Origin of the sequence: Goekera deserti, assembly GCF_010685995.1 — a bacterium.
GTDB classification, from domain to species: domain Bacteria; phylum Actinomycetota; class Actinomycetes; order Mycobacteriales; family Geodermatophilaceae; genus Goekera; species Goekera deserti.
This window is the reverse complement of the sequence record NZ_JAAGWK010000018.1, coordinates 1-20,637: the sequence shown is the minus strand read 5'-3', so window position 1 is coordinate 20,637 and position 20,637 is coordinate 1. Positions and strand designations below refer to the sequence as shown.

Annotated in this window: 21 protein-coding genes; 11 read left to right on the top strand and 10 right to left on the bottom strand. The window is 74.5% G+C overall.

What is annotated here, in order from left to right:
- From G1H19_RS12735 to G1H19_RS12725, 3 genes are all read left to right on the top strand, one after another.
- Positions 1–2,004, top strand: a complete 2,004-nt coding sequence (locus G1H19_RS12735) for an ABC transporter permease (RefSeq protein ID WP_162392972.1) — start codon at positions 1–3, stop codon at positions 2,002–2,004.
- Between the two features lie 85 nt (positions 2,005–2,089).
- Positions 2,090–3,094 (top strand): ABC transporter substrate-binding protein, encoded by a 1,005-nt coding sequence (locus tag G1H19_RS12730; RefSeq protein WP_162392973.1) that lies wholly within the window; start codon positions 2,090–2,092, stop codon positions 3,092–3,094.
- 122 nt (positions 3,095–3,216) lie between these two features.
- Entirely contained in the window at positions 3,217–3,645 is a 429-nt protein-coding gene (locus tag G1H19_RS12725; RefSeq protein WP_152729531.1) for a hypothetical protein, read from the top strand.
- Here G1H19_RS12725 and G1H19_RS12720 read toward each other — a convergent pair.
- Both G1H19_RS12720 and G1H19_RS12715 read right to left on the bottom strand, forming a co-directional pair.
- A complete protein-coding gene (locus G1H19_RS12720) occupies positions 3,630–3,920 on the bottom strand; it encodes a DUF1540 domain-containing protein (protein WP_152729532.1) in 291 nt (96 codons plus the stop codon). The two genes, G1H19_RS12725 and G1H19_RS12720, sit on opposite strands and share 16 nt — an antisense overlap.
- Positions 3,921–4,039: 119 nt before the next feature.
- The gene (locus G1H19_RS12715; protein WP_152729533.1) at positions 4,040–4,534 is read right to left on the bottom strand and encodes a hypothetical protein; all 495 of its coding nucleotides are present in this window, start codon (positions 4,532–4,534) and stop codon (positions 4,040–4,042) included.
- Positions 4,535–4,935: 401 nt separating this feature from the next.
- Here G1H19_RS12715 and cobN point away from each other — a divergent pair, with 401 nt between their 5' ends.
- A complete protein-coding gene (cobN, locus tag G1H19_RS12710; protein WP_152729534.1) occupies positions 4,936–8,574 on the top strand; it encodes a cobaltochelatase subunit CobN in 3,639 nt (1,212 codons plus the stop codon).
- Positions 8,575–8,801: 227 nt separating this feature from the next.
- Here cobN and G1H19_RS12705 read toward each other — a convergent pair whose 3' ends face one another.
- The 3 genes from G1H19_RS12705 to G1H19_RS12695 are packed head-to-tail and all read right to left on the bottom strand — an operon-like array spanning position 8,802 to position 10,649.
- Positions 8,802–9,557 (bottom strand): adenosylcobinamide-GDP ribazoletransferase, encoded by a 756-nt coding sequence (locus G1H19_RS12705; RefSeq protein ID WP_235928123.1) that lies wholly within the window; start codon positions 9,555–9,557, stop codon positions 8,802–8,804.
- A complete protein-coding gene (gene cobU, locus G1H19_RS12700; protein WP_162392975.1) occupies positions 9,554–10,075 on the bottom strand; it encodes a bifunctional adenosylcobinamide kinase/adenosylcobinamide-phosphate guanylyltransferase in 522 nt (173 codons plus the stop codon). The genes G1H19_RS12705 and cobU overlap by 4 nt, the downstream gene beginning before the upstream one ends.
- A gap of 19 nt (positions 10,076–10,094) precedes the next feature.
- Entirely contained in the window at positions 10,095–10,649 is a 555-nt protein-coding gene (locus G1H19_RS12695) for a histidine phosphatase family protein (RefSeq protein ID WP_152729535.1), read from the bottom strand.
- A 53-nt stretch (positions 10,650–10,702) separates the two neighbouring features.
- Between G1H19_RS12695 and G1H19_RS12690 the strand changes: the two genes are divergently transcribed.
- Positions 10,703–11,485, top strand: coding sequence for a Fic family protein (locus tag G1H19_RS12690; protein WP_202925900.1), 783 nt, complete (start codon positions 10,703–10,705; stop codon positions 11,483–11,485).
- 125 nt (positions 11,486–11,610) lie between these two features.
- Here G1H19_RS12690 and G1H19_RS12685 read toward each other — a convergent pair whose 3' ends face one another.
- Entirely contained in the window at positions 11,611–12,552 is a 942-nt protein-coding gene (locus G1H19_RS12685; RefSeq protein WP_162392976.1) for a phosphotransferase, read from the bottom strand.
- Between the two features lie 87 nt (positions 12,553–12,639).
- Here G1H19_RS12685 and G1H19_RS12680 point away from each other — a divergent pair, with 87 nt between their 5' ends.
- Entirely contained in the window at positions 12,640–13,608 is a 969-nt protein-coding gene (locus tag G1H19_RS12680; RefSeq protein WP_152729536.1) for an aldo/keto reductase, read from the top strand.
- Positions 13,609–13,725: 117 nt separating this feature from the next.
- Here G1H19_RS12680 and G1H19_RS12675 read toward each other — a convergent pair whose 3' ends face one another.
- The 3 genes from G1H19_RS12675 to G1H19_RS12665 form a co-directional block, all read right to left on the bottom strand.
- A complete protein-coding gene (locus tag G1H19_RS12675; RefSeq protein ID WP_217269528.1) occupies positions 13,726–14,394 on the bottom strand; it encodes a response regulator in 669 nt (222 codons plus the stop codon).
- Positions 14,391–15,542, bottom strand: coding sequence for a MacS family sensor histidine kinase (gene macS / locus G1H19_RS12670; protein ID WP_162392977.1), 1,152 nt, complete (start codon positions 15,540–15,542; stop codon positions 14,391–14,393). The genes G1H19_RS12675 and macS overlap by 4 nt, the downstream gene beginning before the upstream one ends.
- 77 nt (positions 15,543–15,619) lie before the next feature.
- A complete protein-coding gene (locus G1H19_RS12665; RefSeq protein WP_162392978.1) occupies positions 15,620–16,471 on the bottom strand; it encodes an HAD family hydrolase in 852 nt (283 codons plus the stop codon).
- A gap of 125 nt (positions 16,472–16,596) precedes the next feature.
- On the opposite strand from G1H19_RS12665, the gene G1H19_RS12660 reads away from it, so the two are divergent.
- Positions 16,597–17,271, top strand: a complete 675-nt coding sequence (locus tag G1H19_RS12660) for a CpaE-like family protein (protein ID WP_152729537.1) — start codon at positions 16,597–16,599, stop codon at positions 17,269–17,271.
- A 100-nt stretch (positions 17,272–17,371) separates the two neighbouring features.
- Entirely contained in the window at positions 17,372–17,614 is a 243-nt protein-coding gene (locus tag G1H19_RS12655) for a helix-turn-helix domain-containing protein (protein ID WP_162392979.1), read from the top strand.
- A gap of 207 nt (positions 17,615–17,821) precedes the next feature.
- Here G1H19_RS12655 and G1H19_RS12650 read toward each other — a convergent pair whose 3' ends face one another.
- Positions 17,822–18,352 carry a hypothetical protein gene (locus tag G1H19_RS12650; RefSeq protein WP_163638827.1) on the bottom strand — a complete coding sequence of 177 codons (531 nt, stop codon included), beginning with the start codon at positions 18,350–18,352 and terminating at the stop codon, positions 17,822–17,824.
- On the opposite strand from G1H19_RS12650, the gene G1H19_RS12645 reads away from it, so the two are divergent.
- The 3 genes from G1H19_RS12645 to G1H19_RS12635 all read left to right on the top strand — a co-directional run.
- On the top strand, positions 18,324–19,295 hold the full coding sequence (locus G1H19_RS12645; protein WP_163638825.1) for a restriction endonuclease: 972 nt from the start codon (positions 18,324–18,326) through the stop codon (positions 19,293–19,295). The genes G1H19_RS12650 and G1H19_RS12645 overlap by 29 nt on opposite strands.
- Positions 19,296–19,342: 47 nt before the next feature.
- Positions 19,343–20,278 carry an HNH endonuclease gene (locus G1H19_RS12640; protein WP_174278051.1) on the top strand — a complete coding sequence of 312 codons (936 nt, stop codon included), beginning with the start codon at positions 19,343–19,345 and terminating at the stop codon, positions 20,276–20,278.
- A gap of 143 nt (positions 20,279–20,421) precedes the next feature.
- A partial coding sequence (locus G1H19_RS12635; RefSeq protein WP_163638823.1) for a transposase occupies positions 20,422–20,637 on the top strand: 216 nt, incomplete at its 3' end.

Sequence of the window (20,637 nt, the reverse complement as noted above, 5' to 3'; positions counted from 1 at the left end):
GTGACCGCCGTCCTGGAGCGGCCGCCGCCGGCACCCGCGCCGGAGCCACCCGCGCCGCGGCGCACCGCGCGGCTGCCCCGCCGGGCCCTCGCCGTGGCCGCCGTCCTGCTGGCGTGGGTGCTGCTCGGTGCCCTGCTGCGGGGCCGGCAGACGCTGGCGCTCGGCCCGGCGGAGCTGAGCCCGCTGCACCGGGGCCTCAGCGAGGTCACCGACTCCATCGGTGCCGGCCGGGCCACCAACCCGCTGTTCACCCACGGCTTCGACGTCGTGCGGCAGGTGGTCGACGCCGTGGTCACCCTGTTCCAGGACGTGATCGCCCAGCCGTCGTTCGGCCGCCCGGTGCCCGTGCTCGGCTGGCTCGGCGTGGTCGCGGTCGCCGTGCTGCTGGCGGCGCTGGCCGCCTCGTGGCGGGTGGCGCTGCTCACCGGCGCGGGGCTGGTGACCGTCGGGCTGCAGGGTCTGTGGACCGAGAGCATGGAGACCCTCGCGCTCACCCTGGCCGCGGTGCTGGTGTGCCTGCTGATCGGCATCCCGCTGGGCATCTGGGCCGGGGTGTCCCACCGGGTGCACCGCGTGCTCACCCCGGTGCTGGACGTCATGCAGACCATGCCGTCGCTGGTCTACCTGGCCCCGCTGACGCTGGTGTTCCTGATCGGCCCGGCCTCGGCCACCATCGCCACCATCGTCTACGCCGTCCCGCCGGTGATCCGGCTGACCGCGGCCGGGGTGCGCGAGGCCCCGGCGGGGGTGGTCGAGGCGGCCCGGTCGGTGGGTGCCGACCGCTGGCAGACGCTGCGCACGGTGCGGCTGCCACTGGCCCGGCAGCTGGTGGTCACCGGCGTGAACCAGACGATCATGGCGGCGCTGTCCATGGCCACGATCGCCGCGCTGATCAACGCCCCGGGGCTCGGCCAGACCGTGCTGCAGGCGCTGGAGACCCTCGACGTGGGCACCGCCTTCAACGCCGGGCTGGCGATCGTGGTGCTCGCCGTCCTGCTGGACCGCGCGACGTCGGCGGCCAGCGCGCGCGTGGCGCGGCGCCGGGGTGCCCCGGCCCGCGGTCCGTGGGGCCGGGCGGCGGTGGGCGCCGGCGTCGTGCTGACCCTGGTCGCGGTGTGGTTCTCCCGCACCTACGTGTGGGCCGCGCAGTTCCCGGCCGAGGCCTCGGTGGGCCCCCGCATCGCCGACGCCGCGGACGCGGTGAGCGCCTGGGCGCAGACCAACCTCTCGGCGCTCACGCTGGAGTTCAAGGACGCCGCCACCGAGAGCGTGCTCAACCCGCTGCAGACCCTGCTCACCGACAGCCCGTGGTGGGTCACCGGTGGCGCCCTGGTCGCGCTCGCCGGGCTCGCCGGGGGACGGCGGGCCGTGGTCGCCGCCGTGGTCTGCCTGGGCCTGCTCATCGCGCTCGGGCTGTGGGAGGACTCGATGACCACGCTGGCCTCCACGCTGGTCGCGACCGTGCTCACCCTCTCCCTCGGCGTCACCGCCGGGGTGGCGATGGGCCGCAGCGCGCGGGTCGACGCCGCCGTCCGGCCGTTCCTGGACGCCGCCCAGAGCATGCCGCCGTTCGTGTACCTCGTGCCGTTCCTGGCGCTGTTCGCCGCCAGCCGGTTCACCGCCATCCTCGCCGCGGTGGTCTACGCCGTCCCGGTGACCACCAAGATCGTCGCCGACGGCATCCGCGCGGTGCCGGTGGAGACGGTCGAGGCCGCCACCTCGGCCGGGTCGACCCGCTGGCAGGTGGTCACCAAGGTGCAGCTGCCGATGAGCCGGCACGCCCTCGCGCTCGCCGCCAACCAGGGTCTGATCTACGTTCTGGCCATGGTGGTCGTCGGTGGGCTGGTCGGCGCCGGGGCGCTGGGCTACGACGTCGTGGCTGGGTTCAGCCAGAGCACGCTCTACGGCAAGGGCCTCGCCGCCGGCGCCAGCATCGTCCTGCTCGGCGTCCTGCTCGACCGCGTCACCCAGGCCGCGGCGGCCCGGACCCGTGCCCCTGCCTGACACCTCCCGGCCGGCCCGGCGCACCCCGCCGTCCGGCTCGCGCACCACGGCTGCCGCCCGGCAGCCGCCACCGAAGGGAACTCCTGTGCTCACAGTCGTCCACCGCGGTCGTGCCCGGGGCGCCGGCCGCAGGCGCGTCGTCCGCACCGGGGCGGTCGCCGCCGTCCTCAGCCTCGGCCTGTCCGGGTGTGGCGCCTCCACCATCGAGGAGTCCACCGACGCCCCGGCCGCCGGGGCAGGTGACTGCGGCACGATCAACCTGGCGGTGAACCCCTGGGTCGGCTATGAGGCCGACGCCGCGGTGGTCGCCGAGGTGGCCACCACCCAGCTGGGGTGCACCGTGGAGCAGAAGAACCTCAAGGAGGAGGTCTCCTGGCAGGGGTTCGCCACCGGCGAGGTGGACGTGATCCTGGAGAACTGGGGTCACGAGGACCTCAAGCAGCAGTACATCGAGGAGCAGCAGGTCGCCGTCGAGGCCGGGCCGACCGGGCCCACCGGCGAGATCGGCTGGTACGTGCCGCCGTGGATGGTCGAGCAGTACCCCGACATCACCGACTGGACGAAGCTCAACGGCTACGCCGACCTGTTCGAGACGTCGGAGTCCGGGGGCAAGGGCCAGCTGCTGGACGGCGACCCGTCGTTCGTCACCAACGACGAGGCGCTCGTCGCGAACCTGGGGCTGGACTTCCAGGTGGTGTACGCGGGCTCCGAGGCCGCGCTGATCACCTCGTTCCGGCAGGCGCAGGCCGACCGGACGCCGCTGATCGGCTACTTCTACAGCCCGCAGTGGTTCCTCTCGGAGGTGCCGCTGGTCAAGGTCGACCTCCCGCCCTACACCGAGGGCTGCGACGCCGACCCGGAGAAGGTCGCCTGCGACTACCCGACGTACGCACTGGACAAGATCGTGCGCGCGGACTTCGCGGAGGAGAACGGCCCGGGGTACCAGCTGGTGAAGAACTTCAGCTGGAGCAACGACGACCAGAACCTGGTCGCCCGGTACATCGCCCAGGACGGCATGACCCCGGCCGACGCTGCCAAGAAGTGGATCGCGGCGAACCAGGACAAGGTCGACGCCTGGCTGCCCACCTGAGCCGAGGTGGGGTGCCACGGCGCGGACCCCGCGCCGGCGGCACCCCACCCGCGGCCCCGGTCACCCTGGACGGTTGCCCTGACGCAGGTTAGCCTTGCCTCAGTCGGAGACCGGGAGGGTCGATGGGGCTGCGGTTGCAGGCCGGGGACGTGACGGTGCTGCTCGGGCCGGACGCGGTCCGGCGCGAGGTCATGGACGCCCTGGACGACGGCAGCGCCCGGTGCGCCTCCGGGCACACGGGCGTCCCGGTGCACCGCCTGGTCACCCGGGCGTGCGCGGGTCTCGCCGAGCGGATGGACGCCGTCGAGACCGCGCGCACGTCCGGTGCGGCGCTCGTGCTGGTGGACCGGGTCACCGACGGGCTGCCGGCCGCTGCCCGGCGGGCGGTGCTGAGCGCCGTGCGCGGCGTGGCCGGGCCGGGGCGTGCCGTGCTGGTCGACGACAGCGACCCGGTGGCCGCGCTCTCGGTCGCCGACGGGGCGCTGCGCGCCGACCCGGCCGGCCGGCTGGTGCCCGAGCAGATCGCCGCGCCGGACTACCTGGCGTCGTAGGTCAGGCAGTCGGCGACGTCGGCACCGGCGCCCACGCTGATCGAGGCCGCCGAGCACTCCAGCTTCTCGTTGTGCCGGCAGTCGGTGCGGTGGCAGGCACCGACCGTGCCGGTGCGCTCGAGGCCGCTGCGGAACGAGATCTCGACGAAGGTCCCGCAGTGGGCGTGGTCACCGCCGATCGTGATGGCGCCGGCGTGGCAGGCGGCGTCGGCGTTGTAGGAGCAGCTCGTGGCGGAGCAGTCCTGGACCTGGGGGAGTTCCTGGAGAGAGGTCATGGGACGAGGGTGACACCTCCCCGGCGACCCCACCAGCCAACTGAGGCTTGCCTGAGCAGCCGTCCGGGGGCCCCGCGCGCGCGTCCTGGCCGGCGGGCACCTGTCGCCGCGCCGGCAGGTCAGTGACCGGTGGCGCGCCGGTGCTCGTCGCGGGCGGAGCGCATGACGACCAGCATCGCCGTGACGGTCGCGACGCTCACCGGCACGCTGAGGACGCCGCCGACCACGTAGGCCCACAGCGGCGAGCGCCCGCGGAGCACCACCAGCCGGTCGGTGCGCGCCGCCAGCAGCGGACTGGTGGCGCACCAGACCGCGGCACCCGCAGCCGCCCACCGCTCCGCCCGGGACCGGGGACGACGCCGCAGGGCGTGCACCGCTGCGACGACGGCCACCGTGTTCAGCTGGGTGACCAGGTCGGGGGCCAGCGCCACGCCCGTCCGGCCCCGCAGGCGCCGGAGCAGCGGCAGGGCCAGGTCGACCGGGAGCGTGAGCAGCGGGACCAGCCGCGCGGCGACGAACTCGGGACCGATCCGGCGGGTCACCGCGGCCCTCACCGCCGCCAGCTCCGCCTCCCGCTCGGGCGTCACCGGCGCGCGCTCGCGTGTCCTGGCCACCCCGCGAGCGTGCCCCGGCGCGCCCGCCACCGCAACGACGCCACCGCGCCCGCCTGCGCCTGCCTGGCCGTCCTCGTGGCCCGTGGCGTCCAGCGTCGGCACCGCGAGGTCACCGGCCGCGGGTCCGGCCGTGGGGCGGTGACCCGGAGGTGCCGACGGTGCCTGGGCGGCGCCCGGCCCGGCGCACCGGACGCGGGGGCCTCGCCGCGCGCGCCGGGAGGCGGCCGGGGGAGGGGCGGTACCGTCGGCGCATCACGGCAGTGCAGCGAGGAAGCCGGAACACGAGCCGGCGCGGTCCCGCCACTGTGACCCCGGGCGACCGGGGGAGCCAGACGCCGGCTGCCGTGCCCGACGACACGAGGTCCGACACCTGCACGCGCGGACCCCGAGGGAGGCTCGCCATGAGCACACGCACGTTCGCCCTGCTGTCCACCTCCGACACCGACCTGCTGTCGGCGCGCACCTCGGACTCCGACTGGAAGCTGGGCAACCCGTACCGCGTGGGCCCGGAGAAGCTGGCCGAGTTCTGCGAGGGCACCGACCTGGTCGTCGTCCGGATCCTCGGGACGCGGCGCCGGTACGAGGAGATGATCGCCCCGCTGCTCGCCGGCCCCCGCCCGGTGATCGTGCTGGGTGGCGAGCAGATCCCGGACGCCGAGCTGATGGAGCTGTCCACCGTCCCGATGGGGCTGGCCACGCAGGCCCACGGTTACCTGGCCCAGGGCGGCCCGGAGAACGTCGTGCAGCTGCACCGCTTCCTGTCCGACACCATCCTGCTGGACGGCGAGGGCTTCGACGCGCCCGCCGTCGCGCCGTCCTGGGGGGTCGTGCCCCGCCCCGCGGTCAACGACGGGCCCACGGTCGGCGTCCTGTACTACCGGGCGCACCACCTGGCCGGCAACACCGCGTTCGTCGACGTGCTGTGCCGGTCCATCGAGGCCGCGGGTGGGCAGGCGCTGCCGATCTACACCGCCTCGCTGCGCCAGATCGACCCGGCCATGATCGACGCGCTGCGCGGCGTGGACACCCTCGTGGTCACCGTGCTCGCCGCCGGCGGCCAGACCCCGGCCGCCGTGCAGGCCGGTGGGGACGACGGCGCCTGGGACGTCGGCCTGCTCGCCGACCTGGACGTGCCGGTGGTCCAGGGCCTGGTGCTGGGCAGCGACCGCGCCACCTGGGCGGCCAACGACGACGGGCTCTCCCCGCTGGACGTGGGCAACCAGGTGGCCATCCCGGAGTTCGACGGCCGGATCATCACCGTGCCGTTCTCCTTCAAGGAGGTCGACGACGAGGGGCTGACCAGCTACGTCGCCGACCCCGAGCGCGCCGACCGGGTCGCCGGCATCGCGCTGGGCCACGCCCGACTGCGGCACATCCCGCCGGCCGAGCGCCGCGTGGTGATGATGCTGAGCGCCTACCCGACCAAGCACTCCCGGATCGGCAACGCCGTCGGCCTGGACACCCCGGCGTCGGTGGTCCGGCTGCTGGCCGCGATGGCCGGGCAGGGCTACGACATCGGGCCCTTCGACGGCGAGGGTTCCTTCCCCGGCGTCGCCGACCTGGACGGCGACGCGCTGGTGCACGCGCTGATCGTCGCCGGCGGGCAGGACCCCGAGTGGCTCACCGCGGAGCAGCTCTCCGGCCAGCCGGTGCGGATCAAGGCAGACGCCTACCGCGCCTTCTTCGACACGCTGCCGGCCGAGCTGACCGACCGGATGGTCGAGCACTGGGGCCCGCCGCCCGGCGAGCTGTTCGTGGACCCGACCGACGACTGCATCGTGTTCGCCGCCCTGCGCGCCGGCAACACCGTGGTGATGGTGCAGCCGCCGCGCGGCTTCGGCGAGAACCCGATCGCGATCTACCACGACCCCGACCTGCCGCCGAGCCACCACTACCTGGCCGCCTACTGGTGGCTGCGGCACGAGTTCGGCGCGCACGCGGTGATCCACGTCGGCAAGCACGGCAACCTGGAGTGGATGCCGGGCAAGACCGTCGGGCTCTCGGCGTCCTGCGCGCCCGACGCGGCGCTGGGCAACGTGCCGATGATCTACCCGTTCCTGGTCAACGACCCGGGGGAGGGCAGCCAGGCCAAGCGCCGGGCGCACGCCACCCTGATCGACCACATGGTGCCGCCGATGGCCCGGGCGGACACCTACGGCGACATCGCCCGGCTGGAGCAGCTGCTCGACGAGCACGCCAACATCGCCGCGATGGACCCGCCCAAGCTGCCCGCCGTCCGCCAGCAGATCTGGACGCTGATCCAGGCCGCGAAGCTCGACCACGACCTGGGGCTGGACGGGCGCCCGCACGACGCTGAGTTCGACGAGATGATCCTCAACGTCGACGGCTGGCTCTGCGCGGTCAAGGACTCCCAGATCCGCGACGGGCTGCACGTGTTCGGCTCCCCGCCCACCGGTGACGGCCGGGTCGGGCTGGTGCTCGCCATCCTGCGGGCCCGGCAGATCTGGGGCGGCTCGGTCGCGCTGCCCGGCCTGCGCGAGGCGCTCGGCCTGGTGGAGGACGGCTCGGCCGGCCTGCACGAGACCGACGACGTCGAGGCCCGGGCGCTCGCGCTGGTCACCGGCATGGAGGCGGCCGGCTGGACCGCCGAGGCCGTGGCGCCGGTGGTCCGCGAGGTGCTGGGCGAGGACTCCCCGGACGTCGAGCGGGTGCTGCAGTTCGCCGTCGCCGAGGTGGTGCCCCGGCTGGAGAAGACCACCGACGAGCTGGACATGACGCTGCACGCCCTGGACGGCGGCTACATCCCGGCGGGCCCGTCGGGGTCCCCGCTGCGCGGGCTGGTCAACGTGCTGCCGACCGGGCGCAACTTCTACTCCGTCGATCCGCGCGCCGTGCCCTCCCGGCTGGCCTGGGAGACCGGGCAGGGCCTGGCCGAGTCGCTGGTCGAGCGCTACGTCTCCGAGACCGGGGGCCACCCGCGCTCGGTCGGGCTCTCGGTGTGGGGCACCTCGGCCATGCGCACCTCCGGTGACGACGTCGCCCAGGTGCTGGCGCTGCTGGGCATCCGCCCGGTCTGGGACGAGGCCAGCCGCCGGGTGACGAAGCTGGAGCCGATCCCACTCGCCGAGCTCGGCCGGCCCCGGATCGACGTCACCGTGCGGATCTCCGGCTTCTTCCGGGACGCCTTCCCGCACGTCGTCACCATGATGGACGACGCCGTGGCCATGGCCGCCGGGCTGGACGAGACGCCGGAGCAGAACTTCGTCCGGGCGCACGTGGAGGCCGACGTCGCCGAGCACGGCGACCGCCGGCGGGCCACCACCCGGGTGTTCGGCTCCAAGCCGGGTGCCTACGGGGCCGGGTTGCTGTCGCTGATCGACAGCCGGGACTGGCGCGGGGACGCCGACCTGGCCGAGGTCTACGCCGTCTGGGGCGGCTACGCCTACGGTCGCGGGCTGGACGGCGTCGCCGCCCGGCCGGACATGGAGACCTCCTACCGGCGGATCGCGGTGGCGGCGAAGAACATCGACACCCGCGAGCACGACATCGCCGACTCCGACGACTACTTCCAGTACCACGGCGGCATGGTGGCGACGGTGCGCGCGCTGACCGGCAGCTCGCCCAAGGCCTACATCGGCGACTCCACCCGGCCCGAGCACGTGCGCACCCGCTCGCTGGTGGAGGAGACGTCCCGGGTGTTCCGGGCCCGGGTGGTCAACCCCAAGTGGCTGGCCGCGATGCGCCGGCACGGCTACAAGGGCGCCTTCGAGATGGCCGCCACCGTCGACTACCTGTTCGGCTACGACGCGACCACCGGCGTCGTCGCCGACTGGATGTACGAGAAGCTGGCGCAGACCTACGTGCTGGACCCGGAGAACCGGGCGTTCATGGAGGAGTCCAACCCGTGGGCGCTGCACGGCATCGCCGAGCGACTGCTGGAGGCGGTCGACCGGCAGATGTGGGCCGAGCCCGACCCGCAGCTGCTCGCCGACCTGCGCCAGGCCTACCTGGACACCGAGGGCGACCTGGAGGGCGGCGGGACCCCGGCCCAGCAGCCGGGCGCCGGCGCGCAGGCCTGACGGGCACGGCACGGACCGCCACGCGTGGCGGCGCCGCCGGGCGCGGACGTTCGGTCGACCGGTCCACCGGTCAGGGCGCGGCCGGACGCGAGCTGGCCGCAGGGCGTGGTGCGGGCGACCGGCCCGGGTCCGCGCACCGGCCGGAGCGATGACGTGCACGGTGTACCCCGGACCCCCGGTCCCGGCTGCGGGACGGGGGTCCGGGGTACACCGTGGGACGCAGGGGGTCAGCCGGTCAGCACGACGGCGGTCAGCAGGGCGGCGGTGGCCGCCACCTCGCCCATCGCCCCCATCACGTCGCCGTTGACCCCACCGAGCCGGCCGACCGCGCGCCGGTACAGCAGCTCGGAGCAGACCAGCCCGACCGCGACGGCCGTGGCCGCCCACGGGGAGGTCGTCACCGCTCCCGCGCCCGCAGCCGCCGCCAGGCACAGCAGCAGCGCACCGGCCAGCCAGCCGCGGGACACCGTGCCGGCCACCGCCCGGCCCAGCGAGGACCCCTCGGCCACCGGCACCCCCGCCAGCCCGGTGCGTGCCATGGCCAGCCGGGCGGTGACCACCGCGGTGACCAGGGCCGGCCAGCCGCCGTCCCGGTCGAGCAGCGCGGCCAGGCAGGCCACCTGCAGCAGCAGCACCAGCACCAGGGTGACGACGCCGAACGGGCCGACGTCGCCCTGGCGCATCACCGCCAGCGCGCGTTCCCGGCCGCGCAGCGGGCCCAGCCCGTCGGCGGTGTCGGCCAGCCCGTCCAGGTGCAGCCCGCGGGTCAGCGCGGCCAGCACCGCCACGCCCAGCACCGCGCCGACCTGCGGTGTCGCGTACCGGGCCGCCAACCAGGCGGTGCCCGCTGCGGCGAGGCCGAGCAGCAGCCCGGTCAGCGGCGCCCACGGCAGCACCCCGCGGGCCGAGGCGGCCGCCGGCACCCGGACGGCGGTCAGCAGCGCGAGCGACTCGGCGGGGCCGGCCCACCACGGTCGCCTCACCGCAGGCGCTGGGGCAGCCCGGCGACCACGAACCACACCTCGTCGGCGGTGGCGGCCAGCCGCTGGTTGACCGTGCCCAGGGTGTCCCGGAACAGCCGGCCCGAGCGGGTCTCCGGCACGACGCCCAGCCCGACCTCGTCGCTGACCGCCACCACGTGCGCCGGCGTCATCACCCAGGCGTTGACCAGGGCGTCGCAGCGGCCGGCCAGCCGCGCCGGGGCTGCCTCGTCGTCGGTCCACACACCGGTCTCGTCCATCAGCGCCGCCACCCAGGTGGTGATGCTGTCCACCAGCACCGCGCCGGGCCGGATCAGGTCCGAGGGCAGGGTGGTCTCCAGCGTCGTCCAGCCCGCGGGGCGGCGGTCGCGGTGCAGCCGGACCCGCTCGGCCCAGTCGGCGTCGGTGTCCTCGACCCGCGAGGTCGCCAGGTACAGGACGTCGTCCCGGCCTGCCAGCAGCGACTCGGCGTGCGCGGACTTGCCCGACCGTGAGCCGCCGAGCACCAGCACCCGGCTCACGGCCCGACACCGCCCGCGCTCACCGCGGCAGCTCGACGCGGGTGACCGTGCCGTTGTGCGGGGTGACCACCGGCATCGCCTCGGGTCCGTCGCCGGCGAGCACCGCGGTCAGGGCGCGGATCGTGTCGCCGTGGGTCACCAGCGCGACGACGTCGGCGGGCGGGTCGGCGCGCAGCAGTTCCAGGAAGCCGGCCACCCGGGCGTGCAGCTGGGCCAGGCTCTCGCCGCCGCCGGGCGCCGCCCAGTGCACGTCGGTCCAGTCGACGAGGTCCCACAGCTCGCGGCTGGGCCGGCCCTCGTAGTCGCCGTAGCCCTGCTCGCGCAGCGCCGGGGTCGTGGTCACCGGCAGCCCGGTGGTGCGGGCGCAGTGCTCGGCGGTCTGCACGGCTCGCTGCAGGTCGCTGCTCAGCAGCGCGCCGGGAGCGAGCGACGCCAGCTCGTCGGCCGCGGAACGGGCCTGGGCGTGCCCGAGCTCGGTCAACGGCACGTGCGCCACCTGGCCCTGCATCAGCCCGGCGGCGTTCCACTCGCTCTGGCCGTGCCGGACGACGAGCAGGGTCAGCGGGGCGGCCATCGCGGCACAGCCTAGGCGAGTGCGCCGCACCGCCGGCTCGTACCGTTGCGCGGGTGACCATCCCGATGCGCCCCGGCGCGTCCGCGCCCCGCCCGGCCGCCCCCGACCCGCTCGCGCCGCTGCTCGGGCTGCCCGGGGTCGCCGAGGCCGCCGAGTCGGCCCGCGCCTCCGTCGACCGGCTGCTGGGCCACAAGGTGCTGCGCCGGGAGTCGGCCGGGGTCAGCTCGGAGTCCGCGCTGCGCGGGGCGCGGGCGTCGGCCGCGCTGGAGGGCGTGGACGTGCCGCTGGCCGAGTTGCGCGCCGGTGACGTGCACGACCCGGTGCTGCAGGGCTCGCTGCGGGTGTCGGTGGGCCTGGGCGCCATGGTGGACACCTGGGACCGCGCCCCCGGCCAGGTGCTCGCCCGGCTGCACGTGCTCGCCGCCGCCGACCTGGCGCCGGCCGCCGACCTCGGCCGCCCCGCCCCGGACGTCGGGCCGCGGCTGGGCGCGCTGTTCTCGGTGATCACCGCGACCACCACGCTGCCGGCGGTGCTGATCGCCGCGGTGGTGCACGGAGAGCTGGCCGCGATGGCGCCGTTCCGGCTCGCCGACGGCGTCGTCGCCCGCGGTGCGGCCCGGATCACCGGCATCGCCCGCGGCCTGGACCCCAAGGCCGTCTCCGTGCCCGAGGTGGGGTTCGCCGAGCTCGGCGTCGACGGCTACCGGGCCGCGCTCGCCGGCTACCGCTCCGGCGACCCGGACGGCGTCGCCGCCTGGCTGGTGCACTGCTGCCGCGCCACCGAGCACGGCGCCCTGGAGGGTCTGGCCGTCTGCGAGAGCCTGCAGCGCGGCTGACCCGGGTCCCGCCCCCGCCCCCGCCGTTCGCGCGCTTTCTGTGGTCGTGCTCCTGCGCACTCTGGTGGCTGCGGTTCGTGCGTGCTGTGTGGGCGGGTTCCGTGGACCCTGCGGGCGGTGGCGTGTCAGGTCGGGTCGACGGCGCGGCGCAGGCCGGCGAGTGCCTCGGCCAGCAGGGTCTCCCGGCCCGCGGCGGCGGCGTGGTCGGCGAGCAGGGCGCTGAGCCGGACGGCCAGCGCCCGCGCGCGGAGCTCCCGCTCGGCGTCCATCGGTCCGTAGGAGTCCAGCAGCGCCGCCCGCGCCCGGCCGGTGAACGCCGCGTACGCCACGGACAGGTCGACGGCGGGGTCGGCGAGGCACACGTCGCCCCAGTCGATGACGCCGGTGAGCGAGCCCGCGCCGTCCAGCAGCACGTGCCGCACGTGCAGGTCGCCGTGCGCGAGCACCGGCTCCCCGGCGGGTGCGTCCAGCCGGCCGGCCTCGGTCAGCAGCGCGTGCACGGTGGGGTCACCGGGCCAGGTGCCGTCGTCGGTCAGCCGGTCCAGCAGCGCCCGGGCGCGCTCCGGCCGGACGGCGGGCCAGCCGCGCTGGACCGGGTCGACGGGCAGCGCGACGTCGACGGCGTCCCGGGTGGCCGGTGCGTGCAGGGCCCGCAGGAAGGCCCCGAGCGCGGCGGCCGCCTCCGTCCGGTCCGCCTCGGGCAGGCGCAGCTCGGCCAGCTCGCTGCCGGGCAGCAGCCGGGAGCCGGTGAACGGCCAGGGTGAGACCGGGTCGTCGTCGACGGCGACCAGGTCGGGCACCGGCACCGGCAGTGGCAGCAGCGGTGCCAGCCGGGGCAGCACCTCGAGTTCGCGGCGGAACCCGGGCAGGGCCGACGCGCGGCGCGGGAAGCGGAACGCCCACTCGCCGCCGACCAGGTGCACGGTGTTGTCCCAGCCCTCGCCGAACGGCTCGACCGGTCGGCCGGCGAGCCCGGGGAAGGCCGCGGCGACCAGCGCGGCGGCCCGGTCGACGTCGACGACGCGTTCCGGCGTCCAGGCCGGGGAGGGCGCGGGAGTCGGTGTCACCGGCCCATCCTCGCTGCTGCGGTGTGCCGGCCCCGCGAGTGCGGACCGCCCGGGCGCCGGCGCCGCACGAGGACGACACTGGCGGCCATGCGCTTCCTCGACGTCGACGGTCTCGGTCAGGTCAGCCGGGTGGGTCTGGGCACCTGGCAGTTCGGTTCCAAGGAGTGGGGCTACGGCGACTCCTACGCCGCGGGCGACGCGCGGGCCATCGTCCGCCGCGCCCGCGACCTCGGCGTCACCCTGTTCGACACCGCCGAGGTCTACGGCTTCGGCAAGAGCGAGCGGATCCTGGCCGAGGCGCTGGGGTCGGACCGCACCGACGTCGTGGTGGCCAGCAAGGTCTTCCCGGTGGCGCCCTTCCCGGCCGTGGTGCGCAACCGCTTCGAGGGCAGCGCGCGGCGGATGGACCTGCGGCGCATCCCGCTGTACCAGGTGCACCAGCCCAACCCGGTGGTGCCCGACTCGGTGACGATGCAGGGCATGGGTGCGCTGCTCGACGAGGGCCGGATCGGTGCGGTCGGGGTGAGCAACTACTCGCTGGCCCGCTGGCAGGCCGCCGACGTCGCGCTGGGCCGACCGGTGGTGAGCAACCAGGTGCAGTTCTCGCTGGCGCACGCCGAGCCGCTGGACGACCTGGTGCCCTTCGCCCAGCGGGAGAACCGCATGGTGATGGCCTACAGCCCGCTCGCGCAGGGCCTGCTCGGCGGCCGGTACGGGGTCGACAACCGCCCCGGCGGGGTGCGCGCGGTCAACCCGCTGTTCGGTACCGAGAACCTGGCGCGGATCGCGCCGCTGCTGGACCTGCTGCGCGAGGTCGCCGCAGCGCACGACGTGAAGCCGGCGCAGGTCGCGCTGGCCTGGCTGCTCGGCCTGCCGCAGGTGGTGGTCATCCCCGGTGCCTCCGGCGTGGAGCAGCTGGAGTTCAACGTGGCCGCGGCCGACCTGGAGCTGGCCGCCGACGAGCAGGTCGCGCTCACCGCCGCGGCGCGGGCCTTCCAGCCCGTCTCCGGCGTGCGCACCCTGGTCGACACGGTCCGCCAGCGCCTCGGCGTCTGACGGCCGTTCCCGCGGAAATGGCCGCTGTTGATCCCGGTCGTTCCCGGGCGGGGCCGCGGTAGATGGCCGTTTCCGCGGAAGTGGCCGCTGGGCGGTCCTCACCGGGCTTTCCGCGGGTCAGGTGTCGGTGAGGCCGTGCTCGATGGCGTAGCGGGTCAGCTCGACCCGGTTGTGCAGGTGCAGCTTGCGCAGCGTGTTCTGCACGTGGTTCTCCACCGTGCGGTGCGACAGCACCAGGCGCTCGGCGATCTGCCGGGCGGACAGCCCGCGCGACACCAGCCGCAGCACCTCCACCTCCCGCTCGGTCAGCTTCGGGACGCCGTCGTCGGGCCCGGACTGCAGCCGGCGGAACTCCCCGAGCAGCAGCCCGGCCAGCCCGGCGCTGAACACCGCGTCGCCGGCGGCGGTGCGCCGGACGGCGTCGTCCAGCTCGTCCAGCGAGGCGGACTTCACCAGGTAGCCCGACGCGCCCGCCTTGACCGCCTCCAGCACGTCGCTCTGCTCGGCGCTGGCCGACAGCACCAGCACGCGCGTGCCGGGCAGTGCGCCGACCACGTCCCGGGTGACGTCGACGCCGGAGGCGGTGCCCAGGTTCAGGTCCAGCACGACGACGTCCGGGCGCACCGCGCGGGCGATCCGGCCCGCCGCCGCGGCGTCGCCGGCCGTGGCCACGACGTGGTGGCCGCGTTCGCCGAGGTCGCGGGCCACGGCCTCCCGCCACATGGGGTGGTCGTCGACGACCATCACGGTGGTCGCTGCGTCCTGCTCCGCCGCTGGGCCGGTCACCGGCGCACAGCCTGCGGGACGGGCACGACCAGCTCCCACTCGGTGCCCTCCCCGGGTGCGCTGCGCAGCGTCGCGGTGCCGCCCAGGTCGCGGACCCGCCCGCAGATGGACTGGCTGATCCCGCGGTGGCCGTCCAGCACCGCCGCGTCCAGCCGGCCCGGCTCGATGCCCCGCCCGTCGTCCCGCACGCTCACCAGCACCCCCGTGTCGTCCTCCTCCACGCTCACCCACGCGCGGGCGTCGTCGCCGGCGTGGGCGGCGGTGTTCGTCAGCGCCTCCCGCACCACGGCGGTGAGCTCGTGCACCGTGGCACTCGGCAGCGGTAACGGCCCGGCCGGGGTCACCACCTGGACCCGCGGGGTGGCCAGCAGCCGCAGCGAGGCGGCCAGGTCGGTGCGGCCGGCGGCGGTGGTCGGGCCGGCCGACATCAGCGCCCGCAGCGCCACCTCCTGCTCGGCGGCCAGCCGGGCCAGGTCGGCCGCCTCGCCCCCGATCTGCTCGCCCCGCCGGCGCACCGCGGCGAGCACCTGCAGCACCCCGTCGTGGATCGAGCGGGACAGCCGCTCGCGCTCGGCGGCGGCTGCCGCGGCCGCGGTGGCCTCCTGCAGGGCGACGGTGGCCCGCCGGGTGGTGGTGGCTGCGTAGCCGACCAGCACCGAGGACACCATCAGCAGCACCAGGTTGCCGAACTCGGCGTCGCCCACCCGGGCGCGCAGCGCGGTCACCGCGACCCACACCACCACCGCGCCCGCCGCCCCGCCGTCGCGACCCTCGGTGAGGGCCAGGGCGAAGGCGGGCCCGGCCACCCAGATGCCGGTGATGATCGGCGCCGACCCGTGCAGCCCCTCGGTGCTCTGGGTGGTCAGCGTGAGGGCGATGACCACCAGGGTGCCGGCGAGGTCCACGACCGCCGAGCGGGTGCGCCGGCCGGACGCCCGGGCGTACGCGACGCTGGTGACCGCGGTCCACACCGCCATCGCCACCAGTAGCAGCACCGGGGCGAGGGTGCCGGGGTACTCGTCCCGGGCGAACGCCCAGCCGCCCACGGCCAGCCCCAGGGTGAGCACCCGGAAGGCGATCACCGCCCGCCACAGCGGCACGACCAGGTCCGGGCCGCGCTCGGCCGCGCGGGTGGTCCGCTCCGGCACGTGGCTGCTCCCGTCGTCGTCGTGCTGACCGGGGCGCACCGGCGCCCGGTGGGTGGACGGTAGCGGCCGCGGGGAGGTCAGGCCTCGCGGCGGCCGCGGCGGGGGACCAGCACGTCGGAGGCGTCCGTCCGGCCGACCGCCGGCCCGCGCAGCGTGCGGCGGCGGGCGTACCAGGCCAACCCGGCGACCGCGGCACCCACCCCCACGGCCGCCCCGGTGACGACCTGCCCGCGGGGCGGGGTGAACCGGGTGCGCAGCGGCACCGGGCGCACGAAGGTGAGCACCGGCCAGCCGCGCCGGGCGGCCTCCCGGCGCAGCCCCCGGTCGGGGTTGACCGCCGTGGGGTGGCCCACCGCGGAGAGCATCGGCAGGTCGGTGATCGAGTCGCTGTAGGCGTGGCAGTCGGCCAGGTCGTAGCCCATCTCGGCCGCCACCTCGCGCACCGCCGCGGCCTTGTTCTCCCCGTAGGCGTAGTAGGCGACCTCGCCGGTGTACCGGCCGTCCTGGACGACCATCCGGGTGGCGATGACGCGGTCGGCGCCGAGCATCTCGCCGATCGGCTCGACCATCTCCGCCCCGCTGCTGGAGACGATGACGATCTCCCGACCCGCGTCCCGGTGCTCCTGGATGAGGTCGGCGGCCTCGGCGTAGACCAGCGGGTCCACGATCACGTGCAGCGTCTCCCGGACGATCTCCTGGACCACCGCGGCGTCCCAGCCGGTGCACATGGCGGTGAGCTGGTCGCGCATCCGCTCCATCTGGTCCTCGTCGGCGCCGGCCACCGAGAACACGAACTGGGCGTAGGCGCCCTTGAGCACCGCCCGCCGGTTGATCAGCCCGCCCTGGAAGAAGGGCTTGCCGAACGCCAGCGCGCTGGACTTGGCGATGACCGTCTTGTCCAGGTCGAAGAAGGCTGCGCTGCGGTGCACAGGTCACACGGTAAGTGCACCCACGTCGGCGCCCCCGCGGCTCGCCGCCGTCCACACCCGTAGGGGTTGTCCACAGATCGCCGCAGGTCCTCGCGCCGACGGGCCCTGCCGGGTGCGGTGTCGGGGTGACCGTCCACTCCGCCCGCCCCGGGCGCACCGCACCCCCGCCCGGCTCCCCTCCACTCGTGGTCGGCGCCGACGACGACCTGCTCGACGACGTCCTCCGGCTGCTCGCCACCGCCGGGTGCACCCCCGAGGTGGCCCAGGGCGGTGCCCCGCTGCGGCGCGCGCACCGCACGGCGTCCCTGGTGGTCCTCTGCGCCGACGCCCTGGCCTCGGCCGCGGTGCGAGGGCTGCCCCGCCGTCCCGGGGTGCTGGTCGTCGCCGACCGGGACCTGCCCGCCGACGACTGGGCCGCGGCGGTCGAGGCCGGCGCCGAGCGGGTGCTGGCGCTCCCGCGCGACGAGCACTGGTTCGTGGAGCGGGTGGTCACCGCCCTGCGCGTGCCGGTCGCCCGCGGCTGGCTCGCGGCCGTGGCCGGCAGCTGCGGCGGCGCCGGGGCCAGCACGCTGGCCGCCGCCCTGGCGCTGACCGCCGCACCGGCCACCGACGGGGTGCTCGACGCCGACGCCGACGGCTGGGGCGGTGGGGCGGAAGCCGCTGTGGCCCTGCCTCGAATTCGTCCGCGCCACCGAGACAACGCGAGTCGCGGAGATCTGGGAGCAGCTGGTGGGGGACGGCAGCGACCGCGTCAAGGCGCTGGACTTCGCGCGCATCGCCTAGCCCGGCCTCCGAACTAACGCGAAGAGATCACCGACTCTGACGGTGGCATCCCCCTTCTCGGCGAGAAGACCCTCCGCCTACGGCCTGACTTGTCCGAAGGTGGGCACACTCGAGCGCGTGCCCTACCCGCCGCGGCCGCAGCTGCGCCCGCGGCCGGAGTACGCCGGCACCCGGTACAGCGCGCACCCGCTGCTACAGGCGCGGCTGGATGCCTTCATTGTCGAGCGGTACGCCGAGGGCCGGTCCCTGCGGGAGATCGCCGAGCTCGTCGACCGCACCCAGACCGCCGTCCGGCGGGCCCTGGACAAGCACCACGTACCGCGCCGGCCAGCGGGCGCGCGGCCGCTGGCCGACCAGTAGCTGCTAGAGCGACTTAGCGAGCGACCCCTCGATGAGGTGAGGCGCGGCCCTTGCGTTGCCTTACCTAGGTTCCTGGCAGTATGAGGACGTAGCCCACCTCCCACGGGTTGTGGGAAGTGAGGCCGGGACCCCCGCCGGAATGACGGGACCCGGCTTTGGCGCTGTCTGGGCCCGCCTCCGTCACCTGAGGCAGACGGCAGCATCGGGTCAGCCGATCGAGGCGACGGCGGTCTCGTACTCGGCTGCAGCCGAGGGCGGCAGCACGCCGGTGACTCGGACCAGAGCTGTGCCGGTGAGGTAGTGGTACTCGGTGCCGGCGGCCGGGCCCAGGCTGGCCAGGCTCTTCTGGATGTAGTCCGACCGTGCCTGCGCCTCGGCGGCCGTGGTGAACACCTCGATCGACCCGCCGGCCTCATTGCCGGGGGCGGCCTGGTCGATCGGTTGGCCGACGCGGCTATCGGCGAACGCCACCTTCGACACGTACTGCCCCGGCCGGCCGATGAGGTTGTTTGAGTCGTTGGTCTCGGTCACAGCGGCACTGTCGGTGATAGGCAGGCCGGCGCTCTGTAGCTGGGCCAGGACCGCCGCTGCGTCCAGGCTCTCGGCGGCCGTGGTCGGCGCTGCCGCCGTTGAGGACGGCGCGGGTGCTGCGACGGTCGTGCTGGGCGCAGCGACCGTGACTTCCTCAGCTGAGCTTGAGCAGCCGGCGGTGAGCGCGGCCACCGCGGTGATCGTCATGATGAGGTTCTTCTGCATGTGCGGTGTATCGGCAGCTGCAAGACTCAATCGTCCTGCTGGAGCGCCTGCGCTGTCACCAGGCGTTGTTCAGCGAACAGGGGATGTGATGCAGCCGGAACCGATGCGGATCACCACTCCGCGGGATGCCGAGATTGCCGCTGAGCGTTGGCTGCGCCAGCGGGGCCACGCCGATGCCCGAGCTCTGCCTGTTGGCCCGGATCAGGTGAAGAACCGACCCGTCCAGGTGGGCCGTCCGGACATCCAGCGGTTACTGGGCGCTTCGCTGGACCATCCGCCAGCCCAAAAGTTCTTCTTCGCTGCCAGCGCCTATAGCAAGGCGGCGATCGAGGAGGCGGACAAACGGGCCGTTGCCTTGTTCGTCTTTGACGTCGACGGCCGTATGACCCCGGTCGGCCGCGTTGCGCAGCACATCTTTAGGCCGAAGCCGCATCAGCCCTCGTCGAGGACTGAACCCGGTTCAGGAGCGGTGCGCACAGGGCCCGTCCAATCGTCGCCTGAATTAGGCAAGCGCCTGTTCGAGAGTGAACCGGCTTCGCCACGGCCAACGCGCACTTCCTCGACCAAAGGCAGAAGGCCCCGCCCGCCTCGACCCCCGTTGACCCCATCACAGGTCGCCAGCACGCCGAGCCCTACTTGGCTGCTCATGCCGGTGGTCTTGCTCCTGCTCGTCATCTTGGTTGCGCTGCTTCGTGACCCGGTGTTCTTCACCGGCGATGGGTGGGTGGATTCTTGGCGCCTTGTTCGCGTCATCGGAGTCTTGGGTGGCTTGGCGCTCCTGCTGACCTGGGCTCACATTCGCGGCCGCCGACGGTGGAAGAGGTCCATGAAGTCCAAGGCCGAAGCCTTGGTTTGCGAGCGCCGCAAGGCGAGCCCTGGCTTCCCAACCGCAATAGACATCGAAGGCTTCCGCAAGGATGGATGAGGCGCCTTGACGTTGCCCAATCAGCTTGTCGCTGCACACTGGCGAGCGTGAAGGCCTACGTCGGGGTCACCGACGGCGAGTGGTACCGCCAGCTCGCCGACCAGCCGGCTGGCGGTGAGGTGAACTTTTGGCGCCCGTCCGGCGGTCGGCGGTTCGGAGCACTCAGCCTGGGGGAGCCGTTCTTCTTCAAGAGCCACCATCCGCACAACCGCGTGGTGGGCGGTGGCTTCTACAGTGGCTTCGTCCCGCTGCGGATCTCTGAGGCCTGGGAGATGTTTGGCCTCGGCAACGGCGCCCGCACGTTGGAGGAGATGCGCGCCCGGGTCGGCGGGTACCGCCGGCAGCCCCTCACCGCGCACGAGGACCCGGTCATCGGCTGCGTGCTGGTGCGCGACACCCGCTTCTTCCCCGCCGACACGGCTGCGGAGCCACCACCGGAGTTCGCTCCCAGCATCGTGCAGGGCAAGGGCTATGACCTGGCTGACGCCCGCTGGTCGACCTACTTCAGCCGGCTGCTGCATCGGGTGCTCGGCACCGATATCGAGCTCGACCTGGAGCAGGCGTGGCGGCTGGACGGGCCGGTGTACGGCGACCCCCGCCTGACACCCCAACGCCTCGGGCAGCAGGCCTTCCAAGCTGTGGTTCTGGGCGCCTACGACCGCCGCTGCGCCATCACCGGGGACAAGATCCGTCCCACCCTGCAGGCCGCGCACATCCGCCCGCTGCCCTCCGGCGGTGAACACCGGCTCGACAACGGCGTGCTGTTGCGCTCAGACGTGCACACCCTCTACGACCGCGGCTACCTCGGCGTCGACACCCATCACCGGCTGCTGGTCAGCCCACGGCTACGCGCGGAGTTCCGCAACGGCGAACAGTTCTACAGCCGCGCCGGCCAGACCATCGCCCTGCCCGAGCGCCGGGCCGACCGTCCCGGCAAGCAGTTCCTCGAGTGGCATCTCGACACCGTCTTCCAAGCCTCCTGACTCGGTTACAGCCCTGTGTGGCACCTCGGCCGAATATGAGGGCCGCCTCGTCCCAAGGCGATCCCGTCGGCTCGGCGGGCGGTTCTAGGAGGCGCGCCTAGGGCACGTCTCCCAAGTCGGGCTGACCTGGCAGGATCTTGATCGTGGCGCCGCTGGCTGAGTTGACGGATGCGCAGTGGGCGGTGATCGAGCCGCTGATGCCGCAGGTCAGGGGACGGTCACGGCCGTATCGGGAGCATCGGCAGGTGGTCGAGGGGATCGTGCACCGCTACCGCTGCGGGATCGCCTGGCGGGATCTGCCGGAGCGGTTCGGGCCGTGGCAGACGGTGTGGAAGCGGCATGCCCGCTTCTCCCGGGAC

Coding starts and splice junctions, on each gene's coding strand:
- G1H19_RS12725 (WP_152729531.1), top strand. CDS start 3,217: ATGGGGCTGCGGTTGCAGGCCGGGGACGTGACGGTGCTGCTCGGGCCG.
- G1H19_RS12720 (WP_152729532.1), bottom strand. CDS start 3,920: ATGACCTCTCTCCAGGAACTCCCCCAGGTCCAGGACTGCTCCGCCACG.
- cobN (WP_152729534.1), top strand. CDS start 4,936: ATGAGCACACGCACGTTCGCCCTGCTGTCCACCTCCGACACCGACCTG.
- G1H19_RS12695 (WP_152729535.1), bottom strand. CDS start 10,649: ATGGCCGCCCCGCTGACCCTGCTCGTCGTCCGGCACGGCCAGAGCGAG.
- G1H19_RS12680 (WP_152729536.1), top strand. CDS start 12,640: ATGCGCTTCCTCGACGTCGACGGTCTCGGTCAGGTCAGCCGGGTGGGT.
- G1H19_RS12650 (WP_163638827.1), bottom strand. CDS start 18,352: ATGACGATCACCGCGGTGGCCGCGCTCACCGCCGGCTGCTCAAGCTCA.